The following is a 17214-nucleotide window of genomic DNA, read 5'->3' as shown; positions in this document are numbered from 1 at the left end:
CCTCCGGTATAGGCGGGGGCCCCGCTTGACCACTCCGCACCACGCGCATCGGCTCGGGCCGGTCGCCCCGCCCAGGGGTGACCGGCCCGAGCCGTGCCGGACCGAAAGTGCCCCGGTGGGGGCCGTTTCGATCCAAGATCTGAACGTCGGGGTGACCGGTCACGGTCGGCGGGTCGTGGGGGCGTGACACCATGGCCCGGTGAGCGGTGCTGTCCAGCCGGGGTACGCCCCGCCGTCCCGACCCGACCAGCAGGCCCCCGACCGGCCGTCCGGCCGGCGTCGGCAGCGCTGGCTGCTGGTCGCCACCGTGGTCTGGGCCGTGCTGCTCGCGGGGCTGACCTGGTGGTCGGTGCGCACCGACCCGCCCACCGTCAAGGAGCAGCGTTCGCTGAGTCAGGCCGGTCCGGTGGTGGATCGGGCGATCGGGGAGTTGACCGCCGCGATCGGGTCGGCCGGGGTGCCGGCGCTCCTGCCGGACCGGCTGGAGCGGGGCTGCCGGGTGACGCCGATCGACGCCGGGGCGTCGCTGGAACGCGGTATCGAGGTGGCGACCGCCGACGGTGACGTCCGCGACCTGCTGCGCGGGGTGGCCGACCGCCTGCCGCCGGAGTGGCGGGCGGGCGTCTCGACGTTCGACGGTGAGCCGTTGCTACGCGCCGACGCCGGCGACTTCGTGGCGGTCGAGGGCCGCTCCGGCGGGCCCGGTCGGGTGTTGCTGACCGCCGACACCGGCTGCCGTCCGGTCGGTGACGGCTACCGGGCGCCGGCCGTCGACGCCGCCGCCGAGTCGGCCGCGCTGACCCGCGCGCTGGGCCGCTGGGGCGGCCCGACCGGGGCGGTCCAGGTGCTGGCCGCGCCGTGCCGGGGTGGTGGGACGGCCCGGACCGCCCGGGGCGAGGCCGCCGTGGCGGCCGACCAGCCGCTGGCCGCCGCGTTCGGCGCCGGCGCCGCGCCGGTGGTGGACTCCGCCGACCGGTACGCCCGCCCGGGTGACCCGGCGGTGCTGGCCGAGCGTGTCGACGGGCGGGTCCGGGTGGCGGTCACCAGCCCCTGCCGAGCCTGATCCGGCCGGTCAGTGCCCCCGGTTCTCGTCGTCCTGGGTGCGGCTGCGGCCCAGCGCGTCCACCAGGCCCCACCGGCCCGGGATGTCGAGCAGCTCCACCCGGCCCATCCCCGGCGGCACGGCCGGGTCGATGATCAGGTGTTCGCCCTGCGGCTCCAGCCCGAGCATGACGCGCAGCAGCAGCAGCGGCGTGCCGGCGGACCAGGCCTGCGGGCTGCACGCGGTCGGGTACTCCACCGGGTAGTCGGTGAGGCCGCGCTCGTAGCCGGCGAACGCCTCGGGCAGTCGCCCGTCGAAGTACCGGGACGCGTCCAGCATCGCCTCGCAGATCCGGCCGGCCTCCTCGCGGAAGCCGTACTTCCACAGGCCCCACGCGATGATCGAGTTGTCGAACGGCCACACCGTGCCGACGTGGTAGCCGATCGGGTTGTACCGGCCCTGGTCGTCGGCGAGCGTGCGCACGCCCCAGCCGGAGAAGAGGCGCGGCCCGAGCAGGTGGGCGGCGATCGCCGGCGCCCGGGACTCGTCGACGATGCCGCTCCACAACAGGTGGCCGATGTTCGAGGTGAGCGCGTCCACGTGCCGCCCCTGCGGGTCCAGCGCCAGCGCGTAGTACTCCCGCTCCGGGATCCAGAAGTCGCGGTTGAACCGTTCCTTCAGCGCCGCCGCCTCGCGTTCCAGCCGGTCCGCGTACGCCGGGTCGCCCCACAACTCGCGGGCCATCCGGGCGCCGCGCAGCTTGGCGTCGTACGCGTATCCCTGTAGTTCGCAGGTGGCGCGCGGGAACTCCGGCAGCCGGCCGTCGGAGTAGGAGATGCCGTCCGGGGAGTCCTTCCAGCACTGGTTCGGCAGCCCGCTCTCCGGGTTGCGGGACATGTACCAGACGTAACCGGTGCCGAGCAGGTCTCCGTACGTGTCGAGCCAGTCCAGCGCCGCCCGCGTCTCGTACTCCAGTTGCCGCGCCAGCTTCTCGTCCCCGGTCCACCGCTCGTACTCGTCGAGCAGGATCACGAAGAGCGCGGTGGTGTCGGCCGAGCCGTAGTACGGCGAGTGCGGCTGCTCCTCGAAACCGGCGGTCTCCCCGTAGCGCAGCTCGTGCAGGATCTTGCCGGGTTCCTCGTCGCGGAAGTCGTCGATCCGGCTGCCCTGGAGCCCGGCCAGCATGAGGATGGTCGGCTGGATCAGCTCGGGAAGGAACGGCAGGATCTGGAGCGAGGTGAAGATGCTGTCCCGGCCGAACAGCGTCATGAACCAGGGCAGGCCGGCGGCGACCAGCCGGACGCCGAGCGTGATCGACTCGTACCGGAGTGCGGCCAGGTCGGCGAGGCTGCGCCGGTACGCGCCCGCCAGCGGCTCGCAGTCGCAGCCCAGCGTCGGCGCGCGCTCGATCAGCTCGTGGTGATCGGCCTCGATGGCCGCCACCGAGCGGTGGCCGCCCAGCGGCAGCGTGGCCCGGATGTCCTCGCCCCGGGCCCCGTAGATCATGGTGGCGACGTGCAGTCGGGTGGTCCACTCGCCGTGTGGCCCGATGCGGATGCGGAACGTCATCCCGCCCCGGTCCACCTCGGCCGGGGCGGTGCTGCTGATCCTCGCCTCCCGGTGGAACCCCTGCCGCCGGTAGGTGAGCCGCAGCCCGTCCTCCTCCACGGTGGGCGTGGTGCGGCCCTTCTTCTCCCGCTGGTGCTTGATCTCGAACAGGTCGGCGAAGTCGGAGGCGATGTCGAGCCGGAGGCGGAACTCCTTCTCCTGCCCGGAGTGGTTGAGCAGGGTCAGTTCCTCGTCGAAGCTGCCGCCGATCGAGCGGCTGCGGATCACCGAGACGTCGGCGTCCAGGTAGTGCGTCGGCTCGCCGGGGACCATGAAGAACCGCGTCTTGTACGACAGCGCGTCGTCGATGGAGAGCGCGTGCAGCAGTTGGCCGTCCAGGGAGAGGATCCAGGTGGAGAGGAACCGGGTGTCGAAGGAGAACAACCCGGTGGGAAAGTCGTACGACGGCTCGATGTTGCCGCGCCGGTCGCTGACCAGGAACGTGTTGCCGTCGAGGATGCTGATCCGTTCCTTCACGCCGACCGCCGGGCGTGCTCGCGGGCGGTCTCCCTCGGGTCCCGTACGCCGGGCGGGTCGGGCAGGAAGCGTCGGAGCGCCAGGAACAGCACGACGTGCCCGCCGAACGTGGCCTCGTTGCGCAGCACCGTCGCCATCCCGGCCTCCCGGCCGGTGATCAGCCGCTCGAAGAGTTCGGTGCTGACAGTCAGCACGGCGTCGGGCGGGCGGGGTTCCTCCTGCCGGCTCACCCGGGCCGACCCGGGCGCCAGCGTCACGTACCAGTGTTCGGTGCGGTTGCCGTCGGCCAGGTCGATCCGGAGCGTGCCGCCGATCGGGCTGCGCAGCACGGCGGGGGCGCGCGCCGGCAACGACGCGAAGAACCGTTCGATCGCCTCACTCACATCCGAATGGTAGGCGGGGTCCCGGCATATCGGGTCAGGATCGGCGCACCGGTCAGAATGGACGACCCCGCGCGCGGGTCAGTAGACCAGGGCCTGCGCGCCGTCGGCGACGGCCTCCTCGACGAAGACCGCCGCTCCCGCGATGCGTACGCCCGGGATCACGTCGTCCGGGCCGATGTCCCGCCGGGCTGCGCACTGGGTGCAGGCGGTCACCCGGCCGGTGGCCAGCACCACGTGCAGCAGCTCGCCCAGCGGCGCCGAGTGCGGCAGCTCGAACGACTCCGCCCGTCCGGGCAGCGCGAACCAGGTCGACTCGCCGGTCAGCCAGAGCGACACATCGAAACCGGCCGCGGCCGCGGTGGCGGCGACGGTGAACGCCTGGGCGCACCGCTCCGGGGCGTCCGCGCCGGCGGTGGCCTTGACGACGAGAGTGCGCGTCATGCCGCCCAGCATAGGATGGCCCGGATGGTTACCGAGATCGGGTTCGTCAGCCTGCTGGTCGCCGGTCTGGGCGCGCTCGCCGGCGGTCTGGTCTACGTCGCAGTCCGGATAGCAAGAGGTAAGTGGTGAAACCGTGAGTGAGAATCCGCTCCAGCCGCCATGGCTGAACGCGCCGCCGGTCGAGGAGTACCCGTACGAGGAGAGCCACGACCTGCGCGTCGGTCCCAAGCTGCACCCGAGCCTGGACGGGCTGCTGCCGTACATCGGGGTGTGGCGCGGCCGGGGCCGGGGCGGGTTCCCGACGATCGAGGACTTCGACTACGCGCAGGAGATCCGGATCAGCCACGACGGCCGGCCGTTCCTGTTCTACGAGTCCCGGGCGTGGCTCCTGGACGAGGAGAGCCGCCCGGTCCGCCCGGCCGGTCGCGAGGTGGGCTGGTGGCGTCCGGTGCTGGACGGCGAGCGGGTCACCGACGAGATCGAGGCGCTGATGAGCGTGCCGACCGGCGTGATGGAGCTGCACATCGGCAAGCGCAAGGGCACCCAGATCGAGTTCGCGAGCGACGCGGTGGTCCGCACGGCCACCGCGAAGGAGGTCACCGCCGGCGCCCGCCTGTTCGGCATCGTGGAGGGCGCCCTGCTCTACGCGCAGGAGATGGCCGCCATGGGCCACCCCCTGACCCCCCACCTCTCCGCCCGCCTGACCCGAGTAGCCGGCTGACCCCCTTTCCCGGCGCGTTGATCAAGAGGTTTGCGTCAACAAGGAGATCAACTCCGACGCGAACTCCTTGATCAACGCCGGAAGGGCGGGTGGGGGAAGCCCAGGAGGGACTGCAGGCGGGGGGTCAGGGGGGAGCGGGGGCGGGGGGTTCCGTCCAGGGACCTGACCTCGGTGGGGCCGCGTAGGGAGCTGGTCAGCCAGATCGCCTCGGCGTTGTACAGGTCGGCGACGGTGGGCAGGTGCTCGGCCGCGGTCAGGCCCAGCTCGGGGGCCCTTGCCAGCAGGTGGTGGGCGGTCACGCCGGGCAGCACGCCGGTCGCCGCCGCCGGCACGGTCAGCAGCGTGCCGGCGGTCAGCCACACCACGTTCGCGGTGGGCGCCTCCAGCACGTAGCCGTCCGTCGAGACCCAGAGCACGTCGTCCACGCCGGCGCGCCGCGCCCACCGTCGGGCCGCGGTGCTCGTCGCGTACGAGATGGACTTCACACCGGCCGGCAGCCAGCCCAGCTCGGGGCGGGACCGGGCGGCCACGCCGAGCGGCAGGGTGGCCACCGTCACCCCGTCCCGCCGGGCCCGCCGAACCGCCGCCGGCACCTCGCCGAGCGTGGCGTACGCCGTGGGCGGGCCGTCGTCCTCCGGCCCGCGCGTGCAGACCAGCCGCAACGCGCCCTCGGTCTCCGCCGGCCAGCCGACCCGCACCGCGTCCAGCAGCTCCACCAGCGCCTCGACCGGCGGCAACGGTAGGTCGATCGCCGCCGCGCCGGCCCGCAGCCGGGCCAGGTGGGCGTCGCGCAGCCAGGGCCGGCCGGCGCGCAGGTGCAGCGTCTCGAACAGGCCGTCGCCGTGCAGGACGCCCCGGTCGTCGCCGCGCAACACCGGCTCGCCGGCCGGGACCAGCCCTCGGCCGGGCACCGCCACCCGGGTCGCGCCTCGCTCAGCACCCGGGTGGCGATCAGGCCGGCCATGCTGCCGCCGAGCACCCTCCACCGGCGCAGCGTAGCGGCGTACCCCGGCGGCGGCCGGGACCGGCGCGGCGGCCGAACTATGATCGGAGGGTGTCGGAATCCTCCCTCGCGGAACTGCTCCGCTCGCGCGGGCTGCGGCTCACGGCGCAGCGGCAGCTGGTCCTGAAGGCCGTCCTGGATCTGGGGCACGCCACCCCGGAGCAGGTGCACACGGCGGTCCGCGAGGTGGCGGCCGGGGTCAACATCACCACCATCTACCGCACGCTGGAGCTGCTGGAACGGCTCGGCCTGGTGACCCACACCCACCTGTCGCACGGCTCGCCGACCTATCACGCGGCCGGCGAGCACGAGCACGTGCACCTGGTGTGCCGGGAGTGCGGGGCGATCGACGAGATCTCCCCGGAGATGCTCGGGCCGCTCGCCGACCAGCTCGCCGGGCAGCGCGGATTTCAGGTCGACATCGGGCACGTGGCCCTCTTCGGGGTCTGCGGCCGGTGCGCACAGGACGGGGAACGCAAATGATCGACATCGCGGGCGCGGTGGCCGCCGACGCCATCGACGAGGAGCCCCGGGACCAGCCCGAGCCGGCTCACCGGGCGGCCGGGGTCGCGCCGGTGGCCGCGCACTACGGCGACCCGATGCGCGAACAGCGCGTCCTCGCCACCGGCGTCGGCCTGGTCGACCGCTCGCACCGAGGCGTCATCGCGGTGCCCGGCGAGGAGCGGATCGGCTGGCTGCACACGCTGACCAGCCAGCACCTGGCCGCGCTGGCGCCCGGGCAGGGCACCGAGCTGCTGGTGCTCTCCCCGAACGGGCACGTCGAGCAGCACGCGCTGGTCGCCGAGGACGGCGAGACCACCTGGCTGGACACCGAGCCGGGGATGACCGGCGGGCTTTTGTCGTACCTGGAGAAGATGCGCTTCTTCAGCAAGGTCGACCCACGCGACGCGACCCCTGAGCACGCGCTGCTCTCGCTGGTCGGGCCGGAGGCGGTCGACGCGCTCGGCACGCTCGGCGTCACCGGCCTGGCCGCACCCGACCTGGTCGGGGTGCCGGGTCCGAAGTTCCGCTCCGGCGAGCTGCCCGCGCGGCCCTCCGTGGTGTACGACGTCAAGCCGCTGCCGTCCGGCGGCTGGGCCCGGCGGGTGGCGCTCGGCGTCGACCTGCTGGTGCCGCGTCCGGCCATGGTCGAGGTGGTGGCCGGGCTGCGTGGCGCGGGCGTGCCGGTGGCCGGGCTGTGGGCGTACGAGGCGATCCGGGTGGCCGCCCGGCGGGCCCGGGCCGGGGTGGACACCGACCACCGCACCATCCCCGCCGAGGTGGACCTGATCGCCCCGGCCGTGCACCTGGACAAGGGCTGCTACCGGGGGCAGGAGACGGTGGCCCGGGTGCACAACCTGGGCAAGCCGCCGCGCCGGCTCGCACTGCTGCACCTGGACGGCGTGACCACCGACCAGCCGCCGTCCGCCGGCACGCCGGTCACGCTGGACGGCCGGACGATCGGCTTCGTCGGCACCGCCGTGCACCACTACGAGCTGGGGCAGATCGCGCTCGCCGTGCTCAAGCGCAACACCCCCGACGACGCCCGCCTGATGGTGGGCGACACCGCCGCCGCCATCGACGTGTAAGGAAGGGCCCCCTATTAACGCCTCCGGTAGAGAAAGGTTCCCTTCTTGATGCCGCTCGCGCCGGAAATCCTCCGGTCGACCCGGTGCCGGGGGCCGGTCTAGGATCCGGGGCATGACGACAGGGACGTTGATCACGGTTGCCCCCACCGGTGCGGAGTCGGCCAAGGCGGAGGTGCCGGCGCTGCCGGTGACGCTCGACGAACTGCTGCTGACCGCCAAGGAGTGCGAGGCGCTCGGCGCGGCCGTGATCCACGTCCACATCCGGGACGACGAGGCGCGGCCCACGCTCGACCCGGGCCGGCTGCGGGACACCGTGTCGGCGCTGCGGGAGAGCACCGACCTGATCGTGCAGCTCTCCTCCGGCGGCGCGGTGACCGACCCGGAGGCGCACCGGCTCGCGGTGCTCGACGCCGGGCCGGACATGGCCTCCTGCACCATGGGCACGGTCAACTTCGGTGACGACGTGTTCCTCAACCGCTGGGAGTTCATCGTCGACCTGCACACCCGGATGCAGGAGCGGGGCGTCGTCCCCGAGTACGAGATCTTCGACCTGGGCCACCTCACCGCGTTGCAGCGGCTGCTCGGCAAGTACGGCCTGCCGCACGGCGGGCACGTCCACGTCGACTTCGTGATGGGCGTGCCGGGCGGCATGCCGGGCACCACCGCCACGCTCGTCGCCGCCCAGCAGATGCTCCGCGACCTGCCCGACGGCACCACGTTCGCGGCCACCGGCATCGGCCGCAGCACCATCCCGGTGATGCTGTCCTCGCTCGCCACCGGCGGTCACCTGCGGGTCGGGATGGAGGACACGGTCACCTACGCGAAGGGCCGCCCGGTGGAGTCCAACATGCAGCTCGTCGCGCGCGCGGTCGGCTTCGCCCAACTCGCCCAGCGCCCGCCGCTGACCACCGCCGAGGCCCGCGCGCTGCTCGGCGTGTAAGCGGCGCGCGAGCACCCGCACCTGTACGCGTGCGGCCGACGTCCCAGGTCACCCCGCTGCCGTCCGTGATAGTCCCGTCGGTACCGTCCACCCTGTGGGAAAGACGTACGAGGGCGGCGTGCCGCTCGCCGAGGTGGTCCGGTCCGGGTTCGTGGAGGGCGTCCACCGTGGTTCCGTGGTGGTGCTGGACGCCGCCGGCTCGCCGGTCGCCGGCGCCGGCGACGTCGGCTCGCCGATCTTCCCCCGGTCGTCGAACAAGCCGATGCAGGCGATCGGCATGCTCCGGGCCGGGCTCGCGCTGACCGACCCGGCCGACGTGGCGTTGGTCGCCGCGAGCCACGCCGGTGAGGAGTTCCACGTCGAACGCGTCACCGCGCTGCTCCGGGGCGCCGGCCTGACCCCGGAGGCGCTGCACTGCCCGCCGGACCTGCCGTTCGGTGAGGCTGCCCGGGAGGCGGTGCTGCGGGCCGGTGGCGGCCCGTCCCGGGTGCTGATGAACTGCTCCGGCAAGCACGCCGGCATGCTGCTGACCTGTCGGGCCGCCGGTTGGTCGCAGGATGGGTACTGGCGGCCGGAGCACCCGCTCCAGCAGCGGCTGACCGCCACCGTCGAGGAGTTCACCGGGGAGCGGGCGGCGGCGGTGGGGGTGGACGGCTGCGGCGCACCCGTGCACGCCGTGTCGGTGACCGGGCTGGCACGCGCCTTCCTGCGGCTGGTCACCGCCGAGCCGGGCGCCGTGGAGCGGACCGTGGCGGACGCCATGCGCGCGTACCCGGAACTGGTCGGCGGCACCCAGGCCGATGACACCCGGCTGATGCGTGGCGTACCCGGTCTGCTCGCCAAGATCGGCGCGGAGGGGGTGATCGCGGCGGCGGTCCCGGGCGTCGGCGCGGTCGCCCTCAAGATCGACGACGGCGCCGCCCGCCCGAGGATGCCGGTCCTGACCTCCGCCCTGACCCGGCTGGGCCTGACCGCCCCCATCCTCACCGAGTACGCCGAGGTGCCCCTGCTGGGCGGCGGCCTCCCGGTAGGCGCCGTCCGCCCCATCTGGTGACCCCCGGCGATCTTGCACTTGCCGCCCCCGGTTCGCCCGCTGCGCCCGATTCGTCGGGGCAGTAACTGCAAGATCGCGGGGTCCGGTCAGGGGAGGAAGGCGAGGAGGGCGGTGTTGACCTCGGTGGGGTGCTCCAGGGGGAACAGGTGGGCGGCGTGCGGGATGTCGGGGAGGCGTACCCCGTGGGGGGCCTCGGCGGCGATGCGGTCGGCCAGGCGGCGGATGTCGGGGATGTCGTCGGCGCCGGCCGCGGCCAGCACCGGCATCCGCAGCTCGCCCAGGCGGTCGACGGCCGGCGGGTCCAGCTCGCCCACCTCGATCGCGCTGAGCGCCTGCTCGGCGGCGAGCGCCCGGCGGTCCATCTCCTCGGCGAACCGGATCAGCTCGGGGTCGACGTCGGCCGGCTGCCGGCTCGGGCCGACCACCCAGAACCGCACCTCGCCGGCGGCGGTGGCCCCGAAGTCCTCCGGGTCCACATCGCCGACCAGGTTCTCCCAGAGCTGTTCGGTCTCCTCGGACCACTCGTGGCCGGAGAGCGGGGCGCCGAACAGCGCCAGCGCGCTCACCCGATCCGGGTGGGCCAGCGCGGTGTCCACCGCGACCCGGCCGCCGAACGAGCAGCCCACCAGCGCGGCCTGCTCGACGCCCAACGCGTCGAGCAGCCCGACCACGTCGTCGTGGTGGGCGAACGGCTCGGGCGGCAGCTCCGACTCGCCGTAGCCGCGCAGGTCCGGGACGATCACCCGGTGCCGGGCGGCGAGCGCCGGCACCTGGTCGCGCCACATCCGCCGGTCCGCGATGCCGGCGTGGAGCAGCACCACGGCGCTGCCGCTGCCCGCTTCGTCGTAGGCGAGCACCGCGCCGTTGATCTCGATCTTCGTCACGGCGGAACGGTACGGAGGCGGACGCCGACCCCGCAACCGACTTCGGGTGACGTCGCTAACTCTGGCTAGCACTTTGCTTGCAGCAGCTAGCAGCGCGCGCTAGCGTTGAGTCATGGCCACCAGCAAGGACCTTCCCGATGTCGGCGGGTTCATTCGCGACCTGCGGCGCAACGCGAAGATCTCACTGCGTCAGCTCGCCGAGCAGGCCGGCGTCAGCAACCCGTACCTGAGCCAGATCGAGCGCGGGCTGCGCAAGCCGAGCGCCGAGGTGCTCCAGCAGCTCGCCAGCGCGCTACGCGTCTCCACCCCGGCCATGTACCTGCGGGCCGGACTGCTGGACGACAAGGAGGGGCAGGGCGTGCTCGCGGCCATCGCGGTCGACGCCGAGCTGACCATGGCCCAGAAGCAGTCGCTCACCCAGATCTACGAGACGTTCCGCCGGGAGAACGCGCGCCTGGCCGAGGCGACCGGCACGGCCGGACCGGTGGAGCCCACCGAGCCGACGGCTGCCGCGCCCGAGCCGGCGGAGGCCGCCGAGCCGGCCGCCGCGCCCGAGGCCCCGGCCACCGTCGCGCCGGCCGCGACCGGCCCCGTGACACCCGACGGCACCCCGACCGAGGCCGTCCTCGAATCGGTAGCCGTCACCGAGGCGGGCCCCGCGCCCGCGCCGACCACCGCCACCCGTGAACGCACGACCGCCCGCCGGGCGGCCCGGAAGGCCGCCGGTGCGGCCGAAGAGGAGCAGTCATGACCCAGCCGAAGACCAGCCGCATCCCCGCCCCCCTCTACGCTGCCGCCGGCGCCGGTGAGCTGGCCCTGGAGCAGCTCCGCAAGCTGCCCACCGTGGTCAGCGGCCTGGGCACGCGGGTCGTGGCCGACCTCGGCGGCAAGGCCGTCGGCACCGGCTACGAGCTGCGCCAGAAGGCCGCCGAGACGCTGAAGACGGCCAACCTGACCGCCACCGGGCTGCGCTCCACCGACCTCGACCAGCTCCGCGAGGCTGCCCAGTTGGCCAAGCTCCGCGAGGCTGCTCAGCTGGACAAGCTGCGCGAGGCTGCTCAGTTGGACAAGCTCCGTGAGGCCGCCACGCGTAACGCCGCCGCCGTGGTGTCCGGCGCGTACGCCGCGCAGGAGCGCGCCCTGGCCGCGTACGCCGAGCTGGTCGCCCGGGGCGAGCGGGTCGTCGGCGCCGGTGTGCTGGAGGCCGCCGACACGGTGAACGCCGACATCGAGGCGACCGCCGAGACTGCCCCGGCCGCCGTGTCGATGGTGGCCCCGAAGACCGGGACGACCGAGGCCCCGAAGACCGAGGTGCCGAGCCCGGCCGAGGTCGCCGAGGCGGTGGCCGCCAAGCCGGCCGCCGTGAAGCGGACCCGGGCCACCAAGGCGACCGCCACCCGGGCCGCCGCCGGCAAGCCGGCCACCCCGTCGGCGATGCTGCCGAAGGCCACGAAGCGGACCCGCCCGGCCGCCGAGTGACCCGACTCTCCACCGAGACCCCGGACAGCGTCCTGTCGGACGTTTCCGGGGTCTCGGCATAAGCTTGCCGACATGGCCTACGCCGCGCCGATCTTCGCGTTCGAAGTCCGCAATGTGATTCAGCTGATCCTGCTCGTCTTCGCCCTGGTCATCCAGGGTGTGGCCTTGGTGCACGCACTCACCCAGCGCGGCGACGGCTTCGCCGCGCTCGGCACGCTGCCCAAGGGCGGCTGGATCGCCATCCTGGCGGTCTGCCTGCTGCTGACCCTGCTGGGCTTCGGCCCGATCAGCCTCTTCGGACTGGTCGGCATCGCGGCCGGCCTCATCTACCTGCTCGACGTGCGACCCGGCCTACGGGACCTGCACGACGGCCGAGGGTCCTGGTGAGAGGTTTCCGCTGGCCCCCGCCGCCGGACGGTGGCCCCCGCACCTGGGGTCCCGGCCCCGGCGGGCCACGGACCGGCCGGCCCGCGCTGCCCGAGCCGGACACCGAGCTTGTCGACACCCCGCACGGGGTGAGCCTGGAACGCCTGGTCACCGGTGTCGGCGATCCGGTCACCGTGTTCGCGCACGGGTTGGGCAACGGCATCGCCACCACCCGGCCGTTCGGCAGCGGCGTCACCGGCCGGCGGGTCTTCTTCCAGTTCCGTGGGCACGGCCGGTCCGACTCCCCACCCGGGCCGTGGACCTACCTCGACCTCGCCCGTGACCTGCGGGCCGTCGCCGACCTGGGCGGCGCCACCCGGGCGTTCGGCGCCAGCCTCGGCGCGGGCGCGCTGTGCCGGCTGCTCGCCGAGAGCCCGGAACGCTTCGAGAAACTCGTCTTCTTCCTTCCCGCGGTGCTGGACGCGCCGCGCGGCGAGGTGGCGCGGGCCCGCCTCACCGGCCTGCTCGACGCGGTGGCCGACGGCGACGCGCACGCGCTCGCCGAGGTCGTGTCGCTGGAGCTGCCACCGTCGGTCCGTAATACCCCGGCCGGCTGGGCCTACCTGCGGCAACGGCTCGACCAACTGCTGCGCGACGGGCTCGCGCCCGGCCTGGCCAGCCTGCCCGGCGAGGTCCCGCTGGACGACGCCGGAGCGCTCGCCGCGGTCACCGCCCCGGCGCTGGTGATCGGCTGCGTCGACGACGACCTGCACCCGGTCGCCGTCGCCGAGCAGCTCGCCGCCGCGCTGCCGGCCGCCACCCTGCACGTGTACGACCGGCCCGGCGTGCTCTGGACCGAACGCGCCGACGTACGGGAGCGCGTCTCGTCGTTCCTCAACGGGTAACGTCGGGCGGCATGGGCGTCACACACCACGGCCGTACGCACCGCCTCGACCTCGCCGACCCCACGCTGCGCGAGTGGACGTGCCGGGTGCTGGCGGCCGACCCCGAGCAGGGCATCGTGCTGGACCGGTCGGCGTTCTACCCGGGCGGCGGGGGCCAGCCACCGGACCACGGGGTGCTGCTCTGGCAGGGCGTACAGACCCGGATCGTGGGCACCCGCAAGGGCGACGACCTGTGGCTGATCCCGGCCGAGGGTGACCCGGTGCCGCCGGTCGGCGTCGACGTCACCGGCGCGGTGGAGGACGCCCGCCGGACCATGCTGATGCGTACCCACTCCGGGCTGCACGTGCTCTGCGGCGTGGTGTTCCGGGACTTCGGCGCGCTGGTCACCGGCGGCAACATGGAACCGGGCGAGGCCCGGATGGACTTCAACCTCCCCGAGGTGCCGTCGGACTTCAAGACCCGCATCGAGGAGCTGGTCAACGCCGAGGTGGCCGCCGACCGTTCGGTCGCGGTCCGGGTGCTGCCGCGCGCCGACGCGTTGGCGCTGCCGGACATCATCCGAACCCAGTCCAACCTGATCCCGCCGGACGAGCAGGAGGTGCGGATCGTCGACATCGTCGGGCTGGACGTCCAGGCCGACGGCGGCACGCACGTCGCCTCCACCGCCCAGATCGGCAAGGTCCAGGTGGTCAAGGTGGAGAGCAAGGGCCGGGCCAACCGCCGGGTCCGGGTCCGCCTCGCGGACTGAGTCAGCGGGGCAGGTGGGCCGCCCGGACGTCGAGCAGCCACCGCTCCACCGGCTCCTCGTCCGGGCGCTCCGGCAGCGGCGTGCGGATCCGGGCGAAGTCCGCCTCGGCGCTCGCCACCAGCGCCTGCGCCTCGGCCAGCGCGCCACCGGCCACCCGCTCGCCGAACGCCCGGAACCACTCCGGGTCGGCCAGCCGGATCTCCAGCACGCCGGTGGCGTAGAGGACCCGGCCCTGGTGCAGAAGCCGGGCCAGGTGCCGGGCGTGCTTGGCCGACCGTCGCCGGCCGCCCACGTCCGCCGGCGCGGTGGTCAGCCGCCGGAACTGCTGGGCGGCGTAGCCGAGATAGGCGTCCCGGACCCGGGGCGCGCTGAGGAACGCCGCCCGGATGCCGATCAGTCGATCGCCGAACGCGGTCCGGGTCTCGTAGCAGTCGTCCGGCAGCCACATCAGCTCGGTGGCGGTCGGGTTGCCGCTCAGCGCCAGCAGCGCGTACTTCCGGGCCTCGTGCAGCGTGACGTCCGGCTCGGTGGTGACCACCGACTCCCGGGGCGGACGCAGGCCGTGGAACGCCACCGTCGGCGCCGCGAAGACGCCGAGCCGGTCGGTGTCCGAGCCGGGGCCGGCCAGCCCGTACGCGACCGAGCCGACGATGCCGGAGAGCAGCAGGTGCATGCCGTCATGATCGCCGATCCACTGTCGTCGGGAAACCGGACTTCGGCTGTCAGGTATCGGTGACACGGTGAACCCATGAACTCACCACTGACCGGAAAGGTCGCGCTCGTCGCGGGCGCGACCCGGGGCGCCGGCCGGCAGATCGCCGTCCAGCTCGGCGCCGCCGGAGCCACCGTCTACGCCACCGGCCGCACCACCCGGGACCGCCGCTCGGAGATGGACCGGCCGGAGACCATCGAGGAGACCGCCGAGCTGGTCACCGCCGCCGGCGGCACCGGCATCGCGGTCGCCGTCGACCACCTCGACCCGGAACAGGTACGCCGCCTGGCCGAGCGGATCGACGCCGAGCAGGGCCGGCTCGACGTGCTGGTCAACGACATCTGGGGCGCGGACCCGCTGATCACCTGGGAGAAGCCGGTCTGGGAGCAGCCGCTCGACGCCGGCTTCCGGACGCTGCGGCTGGCCGTCGACACCCACATCATCACCAGCCACTTCGCGCTGCCGCTGCTGATCCGCAACCCGGGCGGGCTGGTCGTCGAGATCGGCGACGGCACGAAGGCGTACAACGACACGACGTACCGCCTCTCCGTCTTCTACGACCTGGCCAAGGTGTCGGTGAATCGGCTCGGCTTCACCCAGGCGCACGAGCTGGCCCCGCACGGCGGCACCGCGGTCGCGCTCACCCCCGGTTGGCTGCGTTCCGAGGCGATGCTGGAGCACTTCGGCGTCACGGAGGCGAACTGGCGCGACGGTGCGAAGACCGACAGGCACTTCGTCATGTCCGAGACGCCGGCGTTCGTGGGCCGGGCCGTGGTCGCGTTGGCCGCCGACCCGGACCGGGCCCGCTGGAACGGGCAGTCGCTGGACAGCGGCGGGCTGGCCCAGGTGTACGGCTTCACCGACCTCGACGGCACCCGCCCGCACTGGGCCCGCTACCACGACGAGGTGGTCGCGCCGGGCAAGCCGGCCGACGACACCGGCTACCGCTGACCGGCGTCCCCGGACGGTCCGTCTCCGGGCGGTCCGGCGTCCGGTGACGGGTCCGCGCCCCGGGGTGGGCCGGCGTCCTGCGGCGGGTCGGCGTAGAGCGCCGCCGCGCGGCGGGCCGCCTCGGCGAACCGGGCCCGCAGCTCCACCGGCGCCAGCACCTCCACCTCGGGGCCGAGCGCCAGCAGTTGGCCGTACGCCACGTCGACCGACTCGACGGGCAGCCGGAGCACCAGCCGGCCCTGCCCGTCGGGCCGGCCGGCCGCGGCGACCGCCTCCTCGTACACGAACGGCGCGTCCACCAGGTGCCGCAGCACCCGCAGCCCGGCCGGCCCGAGCCGCACGGTGACCCGGTCCCGCAGCAGGTCGCGCAGGAACGCCGCGGCCTGCTCCCGCCAGTACGCGCCGAGGTCGAAGCGCTCGTCCCGGTCGAAGCGTTCCGCACCCACCTCGACGTCGACCACCCGGTCCACCCGGTACGTCCGCCACCCGTCGCCGACGCGGCCGACGAGATACCAGACGCCGTTCTTCAGCACCAGCCCGTACGGCGCCAGCGTGCGGGTCACCTCCCGGTCACCGCGCCGGTAGCGCAGCTCGACGGCCCGGTCCCGCCAGACCGCCCCGGCCAGCTCGGCCAGCCGGGGTGGCGGCGTGCTCTCCCGGAACCAGCCCGGCACGTCCAGGTGGAACCGCTGACCGGTACGCGCGGGCGCGTCCCGCAGGCTCGGCGGCAGCGCGGCCAGCACCTTCAACTCGGCGGCGGCCACCGCGTCGGCCAGTCCCATGTCGCCGGCCGGCCCGGGCAGCCCGGCCAGGAACAACGCCTCGGCCTCGTCGCGGCTCAACCCGGTCAGCCGGGTCCGGTAGCCGCCGAGCAGCCGGTAGCCGCCGGCCCGGCCCCGGTCGGCGTAGACCGGCACCCCGGCGGCGGAGAGCGCCAGCACGTCCCGGTAGACGGTGCGTTCCGAGACCTCCAGCTCGCGGGCCAACTCGGCCGCCGTCATCGTCTCCCGGGACTGGAGCAGCAGCACCAACGAGATCAGCCGCGACGCACGCACCCACCCATTGTGCGTGCGCGGGCCCACTAGGCTGTGCCGTCGTGAACGCCTCCCGTACCGTCGCGCCCGTCACCGGCGCGGCGACCCGCTTCCTCGGCGGCGCCGGCCTGCTGCTGCGTGGCTTCGGCATGTACGTCCGCAGCCCGAAACTGATGCTGCTCGGCGTGGTGCCGGCGCTCATCTCCGGCGTGCTCTACCTGGCCCTCTTCGCCACCCTGCTCTACTTCGTGGACGACCTGGCCGCCTGGCTCACCCCGTTCGCCGACGACTGGTCGTCGACCGCGCGCGGGCTGCTGCGGGTCGCCGCCGGGCTGGCCGTCGTCGGGGTGGCCGCACTGGTCGGGGTGCTCACGTTCACCGCTGTCACGCTGGCCGTCGGCGACCCGTTCTACGAGGCCATCTCCGAGCGGGTCGAGGACCGGCTCGGCGGCACCCCGGGCATGGTGGAGGTGCCGTTCTGGGCCTCGATGCGGCGCAGCATCGCCGACTCGTTGCGCCTGGTGGCCATCTCCGCGCTGGTCGGCGTACCCCTGTTCGTGGCCGGTTTCATCCCGCTGGTGGGGCAGACGGTGGTGCCGGTGGTCGGCGCCCTGGTCGGCGGCTGGTTCCTGGCGCTGGAGCTGGTCGGCGCGCCGTTCCAGCGGCGCGGGATGCGGCTGCCGGACCGGCGGTCGAAGCTACGGGCGGACCGGCCGACCGCGCTGGGCTTCGGGGTGGCGGTCTTCCTGTGTTTCCTGATCCCGCTCGGCGCGGTGCTGGTCATGCCGGCCGCCGTCGCCGGGGCCGCCCTGCTGACCCGCCGGTCACTCGGCCAGCACGTCGAGGAGCGCTGACGCCATGGACGAGGAGCGCTGA

At 74.0% G+C, this 17214-nt stretch carries 21 protein-coding genes; 14 read left to right on the top strand and 7 right to left on the bottom strand.

Going from position 1 to position 17214, the window contains the following annotated elements; translation table 11 throughout:
- Nucleotides 1–199 precede the first annotated feature (199 nt).
- Nucleotides 200–1063, top strand: a complete 864-nt coding sequence (locus TPA0908_RS15390; protein ID WP_281938397.1) for a hypothetical protein — start codon at nucleotides 200–202, stop codon at nucleotides 1061–1063.
- A 9-nt stretch (nucleotides 1064–1072) separates the two neighbouring features.
- On the opposite strand, the gene TPA0908_RS15385 is transcribed toward TPA0908_RS15390, so the two are convergent.
- From TPA0908_RS15385 to TPA0908_RS15375, 3 genes are all read right to left on the bottom strand, one after another.
- On the bottom strand, nucleotides 1073–3127 hold the full coding sequence (locus tag TPA0908_RS15385; protein WP_281938395.1) for an amylo-alpha-1,6-glucosidase: 2055 nt from the start codon (nucleotides 3125–3127) through the stop codon (nucleotides 1073–1075).
- Nucleotides 3124–3510 carry an SCP2 sterol-binding domain-containing protein gene (locus TPA0908_RS15380; RefSeq protein WP_281938393.1) on the bottom strand — a complete coding sequence of 129 codons (387 nt, stop codon included), beginning with the start codon at nucleotides 3508–3510 and terminating at the stop codon, nucleotides 3124–3126. The genes TPA0908_RS15385 and TPA0908_RS15380 overlap by 4 nt, the downstream gene beginning before the upstream one ends.
- 78 nt (nucleotides 3511–3588) lie before the next feature.
- A complete protein-coding gene (locus TPA0908_RS15375) occupies nucleotides 3589–3963 on the bottom strand; it encodes a DsrE family protein (RefSeq protein WP_281938391.1) in 375 nt (124 codons plus the stop codon).
- 12 nt (nucleotides 3964–3975) lie between these two features.
- On the opposite strand from TPA0908_RS15375, the gene mtfM reads away from it, so the two are divergent.
- Nucleotides 3976–4080, top strand: a complete 105-nt coding sequence (gene mtfM / locus TPA0908_RS15370; RefSeq protein WP_013288813.1) for a small membrane protein MtfM — start codon at nucleotides 3976–3978, stop codon at nucleotides 4078–4080.
- Between the two features lie 4 nt (nucleotides 4081–4084).
- The gene (locus TPA0908_RS15365; protein WP_281938390.1) at nucleotides 4085–4672 is read left to right on the top strand and encodes a heme-binding beta-barrel domain-containing protein; all 588 of its coding nucleotides are present in this window, start codon (nucleotides 4085–4087) and stop codon (nucleotides 4670–4672) included.
- 71 nt (nucleotides 4673–4743) lie between these two features.
- On the opposite strand, the gene TPA0908_RS15360 is transcribed toward TPA0908_RS15365, so the two are convergent.
- Entirely contained in the window at nucleotides 4744–5589 is an 846-nt protein-coding gene (locus TPA0908_RS15360) for an aminotransferase class IV (protein WP_281938388.1), read from the bottom strand.
- Nucleotides 5590–5726: 137 nt separating this feature from the next.
- Between TPA0908_RS15360 and TPA0908_RS15355 the strand changes: the two genes are divergently transcribed.
- From TPA0908_RS15355 to TPA0908_RS15340, 4 genes are all read left to right on the top strand, one after another.
- Nucleotides 5727–6158, top strand: a complete 432-nt coding sequence (locus TPA0908_RS15355) for a Fur family transcriptional regulator (RefSeq protein ID WP_281938386.1) — start codon at nucleotides 5727–5729, stop codon at nucleotides 6156–6158.
- Nucleotides 6155–7264, top strand: a complete 1110-nt coding sequence (gene ygfZ, locus TPA0908_RS15350) for a CAF17-like 4Fe-4S cluster assembly/insertion protein YgfZ (RefSeq protein ID WP_281938384.1) — start codon at nucleotides 6155–6157, stop codon at nucleotides 7262–7264. Before TPA0908_RS15355 ends, ygfZ begins: the two co-directional genes overlap by 4 nt.
- 112 nt (nucleotides 7265–7376) lie before the next feature.
- Nucleotides 7377–8204 (top strand): beta-keto acid cleavage family enzyme, encoded by an 828-nt coding sequence (locus TPA0908_RS15345; protein ID WP_281938383.1) that lies wholly within the window; start codon nucleotides 7377–7379, stop codon nucleotides 8202–8204.
- A 94-nt stretch (nucleotides 8205–8298) separates the two neighbouring features.
- Nucleotides 8299–9258, top strand: coding sequence for an asparaginase (locus TPA0908_RS15340; protein WP_281938382.1), 960 nt, complete (start codon nucleotides 8299–8301; stop codon nucleotides 9256–9258).
- Nucleotides 9259–9344: 86 nt separating this feature from the next.
- On the opposite strand, the gene TPA0908_RS15335 is transcribed toward TPA0908_RS15340, so the two are convergent.
- Complete coding sequence (locus tag TPA0908_RS15335; RefSeq protein WP_281938381.1) at nucleotides 9345–10142, bottom strand: alpha/beta fold hydrolase; 798 nt, start codon at nucleotides 10140–10142, stop codon at nucleotides 9345–9347.
- 112 nt (nucleotides 10143–10254) lie between these two features.
- Here TPA0908_RS15335 and TPA0908_RS15330 point away from each other — a divergent pair, with 112 nt between their 5' ends.
- The 5 genes from TPA0908_RS15330 (at nucleotide 10255) to TPA0908_RS15310 (ending at nucleotide 13641) form a co-directional block, all read left to right on the top strand.
- Entirely contained in the window at nucleotides 10255–10893 is a 639-nt protein-coding gene (locus tag TPA0908_RS15330) for a helix-turn-helix domain-containing protein (RefSeq protein ID WP_281938380.1), read from the top strand.
- A complete protein-coding gene (locus tag TPA0908_RS15325) occupies nucleotides 10890–11621 on the top strand; it encodes a hypothetical protein (RefSeq protein ID WP_281938379.1) in 732 nt (243 codons plus the stop codon). Before TPA0908_RS15330 ends, TPA0908_RS15325 begins: the two co-directional genes overlap by 4 nt.
- A gap of 72 nt (nucleotides 11622–11693) precedes the next feature.
- On the top strand, nucleotides 11694–12008 hold the full coding sequence (locus tag TPA0908_RS15320; RefSeq protein WP_281938377.1) for a DUF2516 family protein: 315 nt from the start codon (nucleotides 11694–11696) through the stop codon (nucleotides 12006–12008).
- Entirely contained in the window at nucleotides 12005–12892 is an 888-nt protein-coding gene (locus TPA0908_RS15315; RefSeq protein ID WP_281938375.1) for an alpha/beta fold hydrolase, read from the top strand. Before TPA0908_RS15320 ends, TPA0908_RS15315 begins: the two co-directional genes overlap by 4 nt.
- An 11-nt stretch (nucleotides 12893–12903) precedes the next feature.
- Complete coding sequence (locus TPA0908_RS15310; RefSeq protein WP_107160463.1) at nucleotides 12904–13641, top strand: alanyl-tRNA editing protein; 738 nt, start codon at nucleotides 12904–12906, stop codon at nucleotides 13639–13641.
- A gap of 1 nt (nucleotide 13642) precedes the next feature.
- Here the strand turns inward: TPA0908_RS15310 and TPA0908_RS15305 are convergent, their stop codons facing one another.
- Nucleotides 13643–14314: a nucleotidyltransferase domain-containing protein gene (locus TPA0908_RS15305; protein ID WP_281938373.1), complete on the bottom strand. Its 672-nt coding sequence runs from the start codon at nucleotides 14312–14314 to the stop codon at nucleotides 13643–13645.
- A gap of 75 nt (nucleotides 14315–14389) precedes the next feature.
- On the opposite strand from TPA0908_RS15305, the gene TPA0908_RS15300 reads away from it, so the two are divergent.
- Nucleotides 14390–15304, top strand: coding sequence for an SDR family oxidoreductase (locus TPA0908_RS15300; protein ID WP_281938371.1), 915 nt, complete (start codon nucleotides 14390–14392; stop codon nucleotides 15302–15304).
- Here TPA0908_RS15300 and TPA0908_RS15295 read toward each other — a convergent pair.
- Nucleotides 15295–16359: a helix-turn-helix transcriptional regulator gene (locus TPA0908_RS15295; RefSeq protein WP_281938369.1), complete on the bottom strand. Its 1065-nt coding sequence runs from the start codon at nucleotides 16357–16359 to the stop codon at nucleotides 15295–15297. The two genes, TPA0908_RS15300 and TPA0908_RS15295, sit on opposite strands and share 10 nt — an antisense overlap.
- A gap of 41 nt (nucleotides 16360–16400) precedes the next feature.
- On the opposite strand from TPA0908_RS15295, the gene TPA0908_RS15290 reads away from it, so the two are divergent.
- A complete protein-coding gene (locus TPA0908_RS15290; RefSeq protein WP_281938368.1) occupies nucleotides 16401–17192 on the top strand; it encodes an EI24 domain-containing protein in 792 nt (263 codons plus the stop codon).
- Nucleotides 17193–17214: the final 22 nt, after the last annotated feature.

The sequence above is a fragment of the Micromonospora sp. AKA38 genome, from assembly GCF_027925725.1.
In the GTDB taxonomy this organism is placed as follows: Bacteria; Actinomycetota; Actinomycetes; order Mycobacteriales; family Micromonosporaceae; genus Micromonospora.
This window is presented reverse-complemented; position numbering and strand designations above follow the sequence as displayed.

Coding starts and splice junctions, on each gene's coding strand:
- TPA0908_RS15320 (WP_281938377.1), top strand. CDS start 11,694: ATGGCCTACGCCGCGCCGATCTTCGCGTTCGAAGTCCGCAATGTGATT.
- TPA0908_RS15310 (WP_107160463.1), top strand. CDS start 12,904: ATGGGCGTCACACACCACGGCCGTACGCACCGCCTCGACCTCGCCGAC.
- TPA0908_RS15345 (WP_281938383.1), top strand. CDS start 7,377: ATGACGACAGGGACGTTGATCACGGTTGCCCCCACCGGTGCGGAGTCG.
- TPA0908_RS15305 (WP_281938373.1), bottom strand. CDS start 14,314: ATGCACCTGCTGCTCTCCGGCATCGTCGGCTCGGTCGCGTACGGGCTG.
- TPA0908_RS15325 (WP_281938379.1), top strand. CDS start 10,890: ATGACCCAGCCGAAGACCAGCCGCATCCCCGCCCCCCTCTACGCTGCC.
- ygfZ (WP_281938384.1), top strand. CDS start 6,155: ATGATCGACATCGCGGGCGCGGTGGCCGCCGACGCCATCGACGAGGAG.
- TPA0908_RS15330 (WP_281938380.1), top strand. CDS start 10,255: ATGGCCACCAGCAAGGACCTTCCCGATGTCGGCGGGTTCATTCGCGAC.
- TPA0908_RS15375 (WP_281938391.1), bottom strand. CDS start 3,963: ATGCTGGGCGGCATGACGCGCACTCTCGTCGTCAAGGCCACCGCCGGC.
- mtfM (WP_013288813.1), top strand. CDS start 3,976: ATGGTTACCGAGATCGGGTTCGTCAGCCTGCTGGTCGCCGGTCTGGGC.
- TPA0908_RS15300 (WP_281938371.1), top strand. CDS start 14,390: ATGAACTCACCACTGACCGGAAAGGTCGCGCTCGTCGCGGGCGCGACC.